Origin of the sequence: Agromyces sp. NPDC057865 (genome assembly GCF_042796995.1) — a bacterium.
In the GTDB taxonomy this organism is placed as follows: domain Bacteria; phylum Actinomycetota; class Actinomycetes; order Actinomycetales; family Microbacteriaceae; genus Agromyces.
In genome coordinates, this window is record NZ_JBHVMJ010000002.1 from 709,665 (window position 1) to 722,501 (window position 12,837).

10 protein-coding genes and 1 tRNA gene are annotated in these 12,837 nt (G+C 70.7%); 5 read left to right on the forward strand and 6 right to left on the reverse strand.

Going from position 1 to position 12,837, the window contains the following annotated elements:
* Positions 1–68: 68 nt before the first annotated feature.
* The 3 genes from ACFVN5_RS10950 to ACFVN5_RS10960 form a co-directional block, all read right to left on the reverse strand.
* On the reverse strand, positions 69–1,109 hold the full coding sequence (locus tag ACFVN5_RS10950) for a TerC/Alx family metal homeostasis membrane protein (RefSeq protein WP_376955129.1): 1,041 nt from the start codon (positions 1,107–1,109) through the stop codon (positions 69–71).
* 308 nt (positions 1,110–1,417) lie between these two features.
* A tRNA-Glu gene (locus tag ACFVN5_RS10955) sits at positions 1,418–1,490 on the reverse strand.
* Positions 1,491–1,557: 67 nt separating this feature from the next.
* Positions 1,558–2,460, reverse strand: a complete 903-nt coding sequence (locus ACFVN5_RS10960) for a diacylglycerol/lipid kinase family protein (protein ID WP_376955131.1) — start codon at positions 2,458–2,460, stop codon at positions 1,558–1,560.
* A gap of 61 nt (positions 2,461–2,521) precedes the next feature.
* On the opposite strand from ACFVN5_RS10960, the gene ACFVN5_RS10965 reads away from it, so the two are divergent.
* On the forward strand, positions 2,522–3,160 hold the full coding sequence (locus ACFVN5_RS10965; protein WP_376955133.1) for an MBL fold metallo-hydrolase: 639 nt from the start codon (positions 2,522–2,524) through the stop codon (positions 3,158–3,160).
* 6 nt (positions 3,161–3,166) lie between these two features.
* Here ACFVN5_RS10965 and ACFVN5_RS10970 read toward each other — a convergent pair whose 3' ends face one another.
* Together ACFVN5_RS10970 and ACFVN5_RS10975 are read right to left on the reverse strand one after the other, a co-directional pair.
* Positions 3,167–4,684 (reverse strand): serine hydrolase domain-containing protein, encoded by a 1,518-nt coding sequence (locus ACFVN5_RS10970; protein WP_376955135.1) that lies wholly within the window; start codon positions 4,682–4,684, stop codon positions 3,167–3,169.
* A gap of 75 nt (positions 4,685–4,759) precedes the next feature.
* Entirely contained in the window at positions 4,760–7,117 is a 2,358-nt protein-coding gene (locus tag ACFVN5_RS10975) for a transglycosylase domain-containing protein (RefSeq protein ID WP_376955137.1), read from the reverse strand.
* A gap of 173 nt (positions 7,118–7,290) precedes the next feature.
* On the opposite strand from ACFVN5_RS10975, the gene ACFVN5_RS10980 reads away from it, so the two are divergent.
* Entirely contained in the window at positions 7,291–8,478 is a 1,188-nt protein-coding gene (locus ACFVN5_RS10980) for a hypothetical protein (RefSeq protein ID WP_376955138.1), read from the forward strand.
* Between the two features lie 38 nt (positions 8,479–8,516).
* Here the strand turns inward: ACFVN5_RS10980 and ACFVN5_RS10985 are convergent, their stop codons facing one another.
* Complete coding sequence (locus tag ACFVN5_RS10985; RefSeq protein WP_376955140.1) at positions 8,517–9,275, reverse strand: class II glutamine amidotransferase; 759 nt, start codon at positions 9,273–9,275, stop codon at positions 8,517–8,519.
* A 552-nt stretch (positions 9,276–9,827) separates the two neighbouring features.
* Between ACFVN5_RS10985 and ACFVN5_RS10990 the strand changes: the two genes are divergently transcribed.
* The 3 genes from ACFVN5_RS10990 (at position 9,828) to ACFVN5_RS11000 (ending at position 12,826) form a co-directional block, all read left to right on the forward strand.
* Positions 9,828–11,432 (forward strand): M28 family metallopeptidase, encoded by a 1,605-nt coding sequence (locus ACFVN5_RS10990; protein WP_376955142.1) that lies wholly within the window; start codon positions 9,828–9,830, stop codon positions 11,430–11,432.
* Positions 11,433–11,639: 207 nt separating this feature from the next.
* Positions 11,640–11,840 (forward strand): hypothetical protein, encoded by a 201-nt coding sequence (locus tag ACFVN5_RS10995; protein WP_376955143.1) that lies wholly within the window; start codon positions 11,640–11,642, stop codon positions 11,838–11,840.
* A 350-nt stretch (positions 11,841–12,190) separates the two neighbouring features.
* On the forward strand, positions 12,191–12,826 hold the full coding sequence (locus ACFVN5_RS11000; protein WP_376955144.1) for a TetR/AcrR family transcriptional regulator C-terminal domain-containing protein: 636 nt from the start codon (positions 12,191–12,193) through the stop codon (positions 12,824–12,826).
* The last annotated feature ends 11 nt before the right edge of the window (positions 12,827–12,837 follow it).

The following is a 12,837-nucleotide window of genomic DNA, read 5'->3' on the forward strand; positions in this document are numbered from 1 at the left end:
AACGCTAGCAACTCCCGGCCGCCGTCGCGGACCGTTGTGCACGGCGCGACGGCGGCGGGAGCCGACGATCAGCGCTCCCGGGGCGAGTCCTCCGTGAAGTGGGGGACCTCGTCGAGGAGCTTGGCGCCGCGGCGCTTGGAGTCGAGGCGCGCCTTGACGAGGCTCGCGATGGTCGCGACGGCCATCGAGGCGATGATGACGCCGAGCGAGGTCCACGTCGAGATCTCGGGCGCCCATTCGATCGGCTCGCCGCCGTTGAGGAACGGCAGCTCGTTGACGTGCAGGGCGTGGAAGACGAGCTTCACGCCGATGAAGGCGAGGATGAACGCGATGCCGTACTTGAGGTACTCGAGTCGCTCGAGCAGGCCGCCGAGCAGGAAGTAGAGCTGGCGCAGGCCCATCAGCGCGAACACGTTCGCCGTGAAGACGATGAACGCCGACTGCGTGATGCCGAAGATCGCCGGGATCGAGTCGAGCGCGAAGAGCAAATCGGTCGTGCCGATCGCGATGAAGACGATGAGGATCGGCGTGAACATGCGCGTGCCGTCGACCGTCGTGCGGAGCTTGATGCCGTCGTAGTCGTCGGAGATGCGCACGCGGCGGCGCAGCATCCGGACCAGCCCGCTCTCGTTCTGCTCGGCGTTCTCCTCGCGGTGCAGGAACGCCTGCTGGATCGCGGTCCACACGAGCCACGCGCCGAAGATGTAGAAGATCCAGCTGAAGTTCTCGATGAGCTGGGCGCCGAGCAGGATGAAGATGCCGCGGAAGATGAGCGCCAGGATGATGCCCACCATGAGCACCTCCTGCTGCATCTTCTTCGGCACCGCGAAGCGGGCCATGATCACGACGAAGACGAACAGGTTGTCGATCGAGAGGCTGTACTCGGTGAGCCAGCCCGCCACGAACTGCCCGGCGTGCTCGGCGTCGCCGAGCAGCAGCATGAGCAGCGCGAAGATCAGCGCGAGCGCCACGTAGAACACGACCCACAGCGTGGACTCGCGGAACGACGGGACGTGCGGCCGCTTGATCACGAGCAGCAGGTCGGCGATGAGGATCAGCGTGAGGACCACGAGGGATCCCACTTCGAACCAGACGGGGAGTTCGAGCACAGGAGGCCTTCCGGGGGTTGGAGGGTACAGACGGACCCGAAAGTCTCTCCCGGCTGCGCCATCGGCGCGCCGCCACGACCGGAGCGGCGTCTTCGGCGCTCGTACTGACGATCGTTGGCCCGGGGCCGTGGCCCCGCGGGATACTCCCCTTCGCTCAGGCGAGTCTAGCGGATGGCCCGGAGCCGCCCGTTGCCTCGTGCACAGTCCGGGCCGGCGCACGAAGCACGAGCGCAGGCGCAGCGGATGCCGCGTGCTGGCCGCCCCGGAAATGCAGAAAACCCCCGGATGACCGGGGGTTTTCGCTGTTGTGACCCCAGCGGGATTTGAACCCGCGCTACCGCCGTGAGAGGGCGGCGTCCTAGGCCGCTAAACGATGGGGCCGAATCGACAACTTGAAGAGTATGACACAGGCCCGGGCTTCCCTCCAAATCGGGGCCGCGCCGCTCGTTCAGGCGAAGACGGACAGTGCTCCGGGCACCACCTCGACGTCGATCGGGAGGGGCCCGATCCGCTCGCCGTCGGCGTACGCGACGATGTCGTCGGCCGCGATCGTGATGCGGCTCCCCCGCACGAACTCGACCGCCGGATGGTCGACGTGCTCCCCGCGGAACACCTTCGGGAACACCGCCAGGAGTCCCGCCCGCGACAGCGGGTGCACGATGAACACGTCGAGCAGCCCGTCGGCGAGGTCGGCGTGCGGCACGATGCGCATGCCGCCGCCGAGCGAGGAGTTGTTCGCGACCGAGACGAGCATCGCCTTCTGCTCGCGGCGCACGCCGTCGATCGTGATCGCGTACGTGCGGGGGCGGAACGTGGCGAGCTCGCCGACCAGCGCCAGCGTGTACCGGCTCGGCCCGCGCGGCCGGGTCATCCGATTGGCCCGCTCGTTCACGACCGCGTCGAACCCGGTCGAGACGACGCCGGCGAACCAGGTGCGCAGCTCGCCGTGCCGGATCACGCCGGCGTCGATCGCGCGCGTCGGCCGCTCGAGCGCGGCGACGAGCGCGTCGGTGGCCGCGGCCGGATCGTCGTACGGCAGGCCGAGCCCGCGTGCGAGGTCGTTGCCCGTGCCGGCCGCGACGATCCCGAGCGGAACGCGGGTCTGCGCGACGAGGTTGACGCCGAGCGACGCCATGCCGTCGCCGCCGACCACGACGAGCCCGTCGGTGCCCTTGGCGAAGGCGGCCTCCGTCTCACGGCGGAGCAGCTCGAAGTTCGCCTCGCGCAGCATCGACACGTCGTAGCCGGCGCGCACCAGCCGCTCGACGACGGCCGGGCCGACCGAGCGGTTGCGGCCGAACGACGCGGCGGGATTCACCGCGACGAGCAGGCGCCGAGGGGCTGCAGTCATGGAGCGATTCTGGCAGGCGGCGGGCTTGCGCGCCGACCGGCGTGCGGTGTTGGCTCGACGCATGCGACTCACCAAGCTCGAGCACGCCGCGCTGGTCCTCGAGGACTCCGGGGACAAGCTGTACGTCGACCCCGGCAAGTTCACGACGCCGATCACCGAGTCGGCCGGCGCCGTGGCGATCGTGATCACGCACCAGCACGACGACCACTGGACGCCCGAGCAGCTGAAGCGCATCCGCGACGCGAATCCCGACGTCCGCATCTTCGGGCCGGCCGGGGTTGCCGCCGCGGCTTCCGACTTCCCCGTCGAGACCGTGCAGGCCGGCGACGAGCGGGAGGTCGGCCCGTTCCGGCTGCGCTTCTTCGGCGGGAAGCACGCGGAGATCCACCGCTCGATCCCGATCATCGACAACCTGGGCGTGCTCGTGAACGACGAGCTCTACTACCCGGGCGACTCCTTCGCGGTGCCCGAGGGCGTCGACGTGCAGGTGCTCGCCGCCCCCGCCGGCGCGCCGTGGATGAAGATCGGCGAGGCGATGGACTACGTCGTGCAACTCGCGCCGAAGCGCGCGTTCCCGACGCACGAGATGCTGCTCTCGACCGCGGGCAAGGCCATTTCGAACGCGCGGCTGGGCTGGGCCGCCGAACAGGGCGGCGGCGAGTACCTGCCGCTCGAGCCGGGCGACACGATCGACCTCTGACGCGCCTCACCCCTGCGGGTCGGCGCCCTCGACCGCGACGATGAACGTCTGCGCGCGCCCGCCGACCAGCGGCGTCAGGCGCGTCTCGAGCCGCAGGCGGCCGGCAGCGCCGCGGAGGAACCAGACCAGGTGGTCGGGCGAGTCGCACGTGACGTCCTCGGCCGTGGCTCGCTCCCCCGCGCGTCCGCCGACCGCGTCCCATGCCGAGTCGATCGCAGCTCGCCGCTCCGCGTACGGCAGGTCGAGCGCGACATTCGTCGCGAGCAGCTCGTCGGCCGCGGCATCCGACCACTCGACGGCCAGGCGGCCGAGCCCCTCGGCGACGCGCAGCGTCTCGGGCCACGGCACGATCGGCGTGCGGAGCGACTCGACCGCATCGGCGTCGAGCAGCAGGCGCTCGAGCGCCGCTTCGGCGCCCCGTGAGACCTTCGCGTACGTCGCGTTCTCGAGGGCCACGACACCGAGGCCGGATGCCGCGTGCCACCGCATGTGCGCGCTGAATCCCGGGTACCCGCCCGAGTGCGAGAGCACGGGCCCGAACCGGGCGTCGTGCTCGACCACGAGCCCGTAGCCGTATCCATGCACGAGCGGCGCCGGCATCGGCGTCGGATCGTCGGGTGCGGGTGACCGCGGCGGCGCCACCCGGTGCAGCTGCTGCAGCTCGCGACGGCTCGCCGCCGACAGCGGCCCCGCCTCGTCGCCTCGCCACCCCGACGCGAGCCAGCCGGCCCAGGCGGCGAGGCTCCGCGCCGACGCGAAGACGCCGCCGATCGCCGAGAAGACGCCGGGGCCGGTGAACTGCAGCCCGATCCAGCCGTCGGGTCCGCGCCGGTAGCCGATCGCGACCGCAGGCGAGTCGCCCGTCGGTGCGGCGAACCGCGCGTCGAGGCCCAGCGGTGCGATGAGCTCCCGCTCGACGAACTCCGCGTAGCCGTCGCCGCTCACGGCCTCGACGACCTGCCCGAGGAGGGCGTACCCGACGTTGGAGTACTCGTAGGCCGTTCCGGGCACGGTGACGCATCGGATGCCGGCGGCGAGCACCCGACGGAAAGCATCGCGCGTCATCGACTCCTCGCGGTCGGCCCACGCGTCGTCGGTGGGGAGCCCGCCTGACATCGTCATGAGCATCCGCACGCTGACGGGCGCGTCGAGCCCGCCCGGCACCTCGGGCGCGAACTCGGGCACGAACGCCCGCACGGGCGCATCGAGGTCGACGGCGCCGCGGTCGCGGAGCAGGAGCAGCGCGGCGGCGGTGAAGCTCTTCGTGCACGAGGCGACGCGGAAGAGCACGTCGGCGTCCGACGCGAGGGCACCGGCATCGGATGCCGCGTCGGCGCGCTGGCCATCGACTGGCGACTCGTCGCCCGTTCGTGCCTCGGCCAGCCGCGCCGCGCCCAGCCCACCGGCGGCCGCGACCCCGTCGCGATCGAACAGCGCCCAGGCCGACCCGGGCGATCGCTCCTCTCGGACGCGCTGCGCGAACAGCTCCTCGACGGCTCGGACGGTCTCGGCGCCGATGGGCATGGATCCTCCTGATCGGCCCGCGGGCAGGCCGCGACCAGCGTACAAGCGCCCCGCGGGCCGGCTCACCGCGACGGGCTAGTCGCCGCCGTTGCCGTTCCCGTTGCCGTTTCCGTTCCCGTTGCCGTTTCCGTTGCCGTTGTTGCCCGGGCCGTCGTTGCCGCCGCCGTCGGTCGGGCCGCCGCCATCGGTCGAGCCGCCGCCGTCGGACTCGCCACTGTCGTCGGCCGGCGCGGCCGGAGCCGAACCGGCACCGCTCGGCGGCGCCACCGGCCCGAGCCCGCCCTCGCTGAACGGATCGCCGCCGTACTTCGCGTCCGCGACCGACATGACGATCGGCCACATGCGGTGGCGTGCGGTGGCCGCCGAGCCGCTGGCGAATGAGATCGCGCGCTGGTTCGCCTCGCCGTTGACGCTCACTACGGCGGCCGCAGTGGCGACCTTCGAGCTCGCCCCGACCATCCAGGTGTCCTTCGCGCCGTCGGTGGTTCCGGTCTTGCCGATGAGCGGCACCCGGGGGTTCGTGGCCGAGTTCGACGCGACGGCCGTGCCTCGCGTCATCACCCCGATCATCGCGGTGTGCATCGCCGCGGCGACCTCGGGCGAGACGGCGGCGGAGCACGTCGACTGCGGGACGGGCACCTCCTTGCCGTCGCGGTCGGTGATCCGGTCGATCGCGATCGGGGTGCAAGAGACGCCGTTGTTGGCGATGCCCGCGAACGCGACGGCCATGCTCAGCGGGGCCACCTCGTTCGTGCCGATGACGGAAGACGGGCCCTGCACCAGCGGGTCGCCGTCGGCGCGGTGCACGCCGAAGGCCTCGGCGGTCTTGCGGATGCCGCAGAGGTCGAGCCGCTTCGCCATGCCGATGAAGCCGGTGTTGATGGAGCCGATGGTCGACTCCAGGGCGCTGTAGTTGCCGCCCGACTCGCCGGCGTCGTTGCGGGGGTTCCAGTTGCCGGCGTAGTGCGGGCCCTCGCAGCTGTCCTGGAAGACGCCCCAGTTGGACTTCGGCGCGGAGTCGACGCGCTCGGAGAGCCCGTGGCCCTCCTTCAGCCACTCGCCCAGCGTGAAGACCTTGTACGAGGATCCGGGCTGGAAGCCGCGCGATCCGCCGTAGTCGAAGTCGGTGTTGTAGTTGATGCTCGTGTACTGCGGGCCCGACGCGAGCACGGCCGGGTCCTGGCTGTACGTGCGGTTCTGTGCCATGGCGAGCACGCGCCCCGTGCCGACCTGGACGCTCGAGATCACGGCGCCGACGTCCCATCCGGGGTAGGTCTGCGGCACGTTCTGCGCGATCGCCGTCTCGGCCGCGTTCTGCAGGTCGAGGTCGAGCGTCGTGTACACGTCGTATCCGCCGCGACGGAAGTTCATCATGCGGGCCTCGTCGTCCTCGCCGAAGACGGGGTCGTTCTGCAGGATGTTCTTCACGTAGTCGCAGAAGTACGCGCTGCCGCCCGCCGTCTGGCAGCCGGTGCTCGGCTCCGTGATCGCCGGGGTCACCGGCGTCGCGATGGCCTCGTCGAACTCGGCCTGCGTGATCTTCCGCTCCTCGAGCATGCTCGTGAGGATGTAGTTGCGCCGGGTGGTGTTGTCGGCGTACCCGTTTGCGACGCCGTTCGTCTCGCTGTCGGGCTTGTCGAGCTGGAACTTCACCGGGTTGTTGACGATCGCCATGAGCGAGGCCGCCTGCGCCAGCGTGAGGTTGGCGGCCGAGGTGCTGAAGTAGTAGTTCGCCGCGGCCTCGATGCCGTAGACGGTGCCGCCGAAGCCCGCGATGTTGAGGTAGCCGAGCAGGATCTCGTTCTTCGTGTAGCGCTTCTCGACGCCGATTGCGAGGCGCATCTCCTTGAGCTTTCGGTCGATCGAGGTCTCGGTCACCTTGTCGTAGCAGCCGAGGCGCTCCTCCTCGTCGGCCGCCATGCGCTCGCACTCCTGCACGCGCACGTTCTTGACGTACTGCTGCGCGATCGACGAGCCGCCTTGCGTCTCGCGCCCCGTCGCCGTCGTCACGGCCGCGCGGATCGTGCCCTGCAGGTCGACGCCGCCGTGCTCGTAGAACCGCGGGTCCTCGCCGGCGATGGCCGCGTCCTTCACGTACTGGCTGATCTGGTCCCAGCCGACCTCGATGCGGTTCTGGTCGTAGAACGACGCGAGCAGCACGGTCGAGCCGTCCGAGCGCGTGGCGTAGATGTTGCTCTTCTGCGAGAGCTCCCCGATCTGCAGGTAGCCCGGGAGGTTCTCGAACATGCCGATGGTGCCGGATGCCGCGATGCCCACGGTCGCGATCGCCGGCGTCACCCCGACGACGACGAGCGTGGCCGCCGCCGCGCTCGCGGCGATGAGCCCGAGGAACCCGCCGAGGACCCCGGCCGGCGTTCGCGTCTCCGCGAAATCGCGGGCCCGCTTGTTCCGGACCTTGTTCCGAACGACCATGCACTCACCCCCCGGGGTCGAGGAACGCGGCCCGTCGACCGGTTCGGGCGGTCCACAGCGGCGTTCCCTCACCATCGAACCTCAGCATCGGCCCGCTGTCCAGCACCCGATGCGACGTCCGCGCCCGTGTCGCCGGCATTGTGCCTTCGCAGCCCGCCGCGTTGAATGGCCCCGTGGACACGGACGACCGCGGATCCTCCGCCGACGCGGGCGAGACAGCACCGCACGTGCGTCGGGGCCGGATGCTCCGCCGGGTCGCCGCGGGCGCGGCGATCGTCGTCGCCGGGGCGGGCGTGCTGGCCGGCGTCGGATGGTGGACGGCGGACGCGCGGGAGCGGTACGCCGAGGCATCCGCGGACTACGAGGACGCCCGTACGGCCTACGAGGACGCCGTCGACCAGGTCGCCGCCGCCGGGCGCGAGGCGGACGACGCGGTCGAGCTCGCCGCGCGGTACACCGCCCTCGACCTCGCGCCGGCCGTCGATGCCGCCGTCGCGGACCCGCTCGAGCGCGCGGCCGACGAGCTCGACGGACTGGACGAGCCCGAGGCACCCGACGAGCAGGGCGCGCCCGCGGCATCCGTCGACTCGGGATGGCCGCCGGCACTCGACGAGGCCGGCGCGGCCCTGGGCACGGCGGCGCGCGAGCTCGACGACCGCACTGACGCCCTCGAGGCCTACACGGGCGACGCCGCAGCGGCCACGGATCGGGTCGAGGCCGCCGGCGACGAGCTCGTCGCCGCGATCGCGGGCTCGCGCGCGTCGCTCGAGGCCGCGAATCCCTCGGCACGCAACGCCGACCTCCTCGCGTTCCGCGCGGCCGCCGACGCGATGGAGTCACGCGTGGGCCGGTGGGATGAGCGGAGCGCGACGGAGGTCGAGTCGTACCTCGCGGCCGCGTCGGTGCTCGCCGCGTCGAACGCCGCCGAGCAGCAGCAGCGGACCGGCGGGCTCGAGGGTCAGCGTCAGGACGTGGAGGCCTTCGCGCGGTCGATCGCCGCCGGGGTCCTGCTGGAGTTCGAGTGGGCGCCCCTCGTGAACGGGTACGGCGGGGGCGACTCGTACGGCGGGTGGGCCACGGTGCCCGGCGACACGGCGCCCCAGGCAATGATCTCGCTCTCGGACTCGATCGCGCGCGACTGGGCGTCGTCCGCGATCCCGCGCGCCGTCGTGGTGCACGAGATCGGCCACGCCATGTCGAGCAAGTGCCGGGCGCTGTTCGTGCCGAGCACGCGCGAGGAGAGCGAGGCGTGGGCGACCGCGTGGGCGATCTCCATGGGCTACGACGGACCGGGCAATGGGGAGAGCCTCTACGGGCGCCCGTCGACGGCACTCATCGAACTCGCTGCGGCCTGTCGCTGAGCGAGGCCGCCGGTCGAGGCATCCGGTTCACTCGCCCGTCAGGCGGCGTCGGCGAGGAAGGGCTCGTAGACGTAGCCGCTCTCGTGGAGGATCGCGACCGTGGACTCGGGGACCTCGACGAATGCGCCGGGGAGGTCGTTGAGCGGCTCGGAGACCACCACTCGGGCGCGGCTGCCGAAGATCTGGAGACGCTCGACGTCGGGGTACATCTCGCGAAGCGTGTCGATCTCGACCGAGTGGAAGAGCGTGCGTGAGCGCCCCTGGGTCGAGTAACGGAACGCCCAGATCGTCGAGCCATCGGAGACGGCGATCGTGCCCTGCATCGGGAACCGGACGCCGTGCTCGTGGCCGACCGACTCGACCTGGCGCACGGCCTGCCGCATGCCGGCGATGGGGTCGTCCATGAGCCCGTACGTGAGTGCGAGGTGGAACACGATCTCGGAGTCCGTCGTGCCCTTGATGTGCGTGTAGAGCGACGGGTCGACGGCGAACGCGAGGTCTCGTTTCATCTTCGCGAAGTCGCCGAGGAACCCGTTGTGCATGAACATCCAGTTCTCGTAGCGGAACGGATGGCAGTTCGTCTGCTGGATGGGCGGACCGCCCGCGGCGCGCACATGGCTGAAGAACAGCGGGGTCGTGATCGCCTCGGTCAGCTCGCGCAGGTTCTCGTCGTTCCACGCCGGCTCCGTGCTGTGGAACACCGCCGGCTTGCCGCCGTCCGTCGGATACCAGCCGAAGCCGAACCCGTCGCCGTTCACCGTCTCAGCGCCGAGCGGCGAGTTGAGCGATTGCTTCACGAGCGAATGCTGCGCGTCGAGGATCAGCGTCGACGGTCGGAGCGGTTCACCCGAGTATGCGAGCCAGCGGCACATGTCCACATCTCCCTGCGGCACGAGGGCCCTCCGCACTCGACCTGCGCGGATCCGACGCCCCCCCCTGTGTCGGAGGGTACGCGCGCCGCCCCGGAGCCGCCAGAGCGAGCCGATCCGGTCCCCCATATCGTGCGGCAGTCGTGCACGTCGACCCCCGCGAATCGCCCAGTTCTGGGGGCAGAGTCCGCACGGGCGCCCCCCTACGATTGGAGGACTGCGTTTGTCGAGGCATCCTCAATCTCGATGTACGCCCACGAGCCCGACACCCAAAGGGAACGAGGGGCCCCGATCAATTTCTCCGGGTCGGGGTCCTTCGCTTTGGTCGGATGCCGCGGCGTCGGCCGCCGTCCTCGCAGGCGGGTTCGTGTGCGCGGATCTCGCCCGGTCGGAAACGGGGGGTCGACCCCGTTCCCATTCCTATGCCAGCATGCCAAGCACGGACAGCCGGCTCGATGGCGCGCCGGCGGAGAGGGCGAGATGCCGAACCGGAACAGACGCATCTGGAGCGTCGCCACCATCGCCGCACTCGCGGCGGTCGCAGTGGCGGCGACCCCGGCGTATGCAGCACCGAACAACAACTCCGTCAAGAAACTCACGAACGCCGTGACCGCCGAGGGGGTGCTCGACCACCTCGAGGCGCTGCAGGACATCGCCGACGCGAACGGCGGCGACCGGGCGGCCGGCCGCGACGGCTACGCCGCGTCCGTCGACTACGTCGTCGGAGAACTCGAGGCCGCCGGGTACGCACCCGAGGTGCAGGAGTTCGAGTTCGACTACTTCGAGGAGAACAGCGAGCTGATCCGGGTGAGCCCCCAGCCGAGGACGTTCGTCAACGGCATCGACTTCCTGCGGAACACGTTCGACTCGGGCACGCCCGAGGGGACCGCGACGGGCCCGCTGGTCCCCGTCGGACTCGTCATCCCGGCGGCGGGCCTCCCGGCGAACAGCAACACGAGCGGCTGCGAGGCATCCGACTTCGCGGGCTTCCCGGCCGGCGGCATCGCGCTGATGCAGCGCGGCACGTGCGGCTTCAGCGTCAAGAGCCTCAACGCGCAGGCCGCCGGAGCGGCCGGCGTCATCATCATGAACGAGGGCCAGCCCGGACGCACCGGACTCCTCAACATGATCGGCGACGCCACCGGGCTCCACATCCCCGCGGTGTTCGCCACGTCGGCGGCCGGCGAGAACCTCGCCTCCACGCCGAACGCGACCGTCACGGTGAAGGTGGACTTCACCGCCGAGACGCGCACGGCGTTCAACGTGATCGCCGAGACGAAGACCGGCAACGGCGCCAACACCGTCATGGCGGGCGCGCACCTCGACAGCGTGCAGGACGGCGCCGGCATCAACGACAACGGCTCCGGCAGCGCCGCGCTGCTCGAGACGGCGATCCAGATGAAGAAGGTCAAGCCGAACAACAACGTCCGGTTCGCCTGGTGGGGCGCCGAGGAGGAGGGCCTGCTGGGGTCGGAGTACTACGTCAGCCAGCTCACCGACGCGCAGATCGCCCGGATCGCGCTGTACGTCAACTTCGACATGATCGCCTCGCCGAACTACATGTTCGGGGTCTACGACGGTGACAACTCGAGCGGGACCGCGGCACCGGGGTTCATCCCGCCGGGCTCCGCGCAGATCGAGGACGTGTTCGAGGGCTTCTACGCGAGCCGCGGACTGCCCTACCAGGACACCGAGTTCTCGGGACGCAGCGACTACGGTCCGTTCATCGCGGTCGGGATCCCGGCCGGCGGCCTGTTCACCGGCGCTGAGGGCGTGAAGACGGCGTCCGAGGCGGCGCTGTACGGCGGCGTGGCCGGGGCGGCGTACGACCCGTGCTACCACTCGTTCTGCGACAACCTGACGGGCGCGGGGCAGAATGTCGCGCTGTACAACGCGTTGCGTGCGGACTACGACCTCGTCGGCAACATCAACGTCGAGGCCCTCGACGTGAACGCCGACGCGCTCGCCACCGCGGTGATCACGTTCGCGTACGACACGTCGACGGTCAACGGCGTGCGCATGCCGGGCAAGTCGCACGGCGCGGGCAAGAGCGCCGACGCGTTCAAGAACAAGTTCGAGAGCTGACCCTCGCGCGACGCGGCGGGTGCCTCCGGGTACCCGCCGCGTCGTCGCGCCCCGGGCGGGCCGGCACGTGTCGCCGCATCAGCGTCCCTCGGTTTGGGGTGGATGCCGCGGGGCCGCCCGTCCGTGCGGTCGTGTCGACCGCGCGTGGTGGGGCGTAGCATCCGGCGCAGGAGCCGCTGCGTTGCGGCGCGTCGATCGGAGGACGCCATGGACCCGGTGAGCTGGATCGTGGTCGGCGGGGTGATCGTGCTGGCCATCGTCGCGGTCGTGCTCTGGAAGCGGTTCGGTCGCGGCAGCGCGCTCGATCGGCGGATGGGCGGAGACGTCGACCAGAGCGTGCGCGACGCTCGCAGGGAGACGGCCCGCACCCGTGACATGGACGGCCCCAACGCCGGCGGAACGATCTGACGAGCCGGGTCAGACCTCCTGGCCGAAGAACGCGGCGACCCGCCGCTGCCACGCGACCAGTACGCGAGGGTGCCGTGCCGCGGCGTGGTTCGTGCTGCGCTGTGAACGCTGGCCGTCGACGAATGCGTGGGCCGTGCGGCCGTGACGCGTGGCGCCCTGGTGTCCGGCCGGCCGACTCGTGTGAGCGGGGACTCCGGGGACTAAGTGAGTTGCGTCGTGGAGTCGGTCGAGTGCGCGAGCCTTCGTCGTCATGGTGCCGTCCCTTCGTGTTCTCTCAGTGATCGAGACGGAATCTATCACCGATAGAGAGCGACGTCTATCGCTGATAGGTTGGCCGCGGAGGTGGGGCCATGGCGCTGGACAAGCACCAGATCGTGACCGAAGCCCTTGCGCTGCTCGACACCGACGGCCTCGACGGCGTGACCCTGCGGAAGCTCGCGGCCCGGCTCGGCGTGCAGCAGCCCACGCTCTACTGGTACCTGCCCAGCAAGGCGGCCCTGATCACGGCGATCGCCGACGAGATCCTCGAGCAGCAGTTCCCCGAGCTGGTGCCGCCGAGTCCCGACGAGCGCTGGCAGGACTGGCTGGTCGGCCTGGCCGAGCGTCTGCGGCGCGCGCTGCTCGCGCATCCTGATGGCGCGCGGATCATCTCCACGTCCCAGCTCTCCGTGCGGATGGCCGCCATCTCAGAACTCGCGATCAGCACGCTGGTCGCTCGCGAGGTCCCCCTCAGGCAGGCCCGTCTGGTCGTCCTGACCGTGGAGCACTTCACGGTGGGCCACGTCCTGGAGGAGCAGACCGGACGCCCCGCCGCGGACACCTCGGAGAACTTCGACCTCGAGTCCTTCACGAACGCCTACCCCACGGTCGTGGCCGGCATCGCCGAGTACTTCCATGATGGCCTCACGCCCGATGACCTGTTCCGCGACTGCCTGGACGTGATCATGCAGGGCGCGACGGCGTATCCGGTTGCTCGTCAGTCGTGATGGCTGCGAGC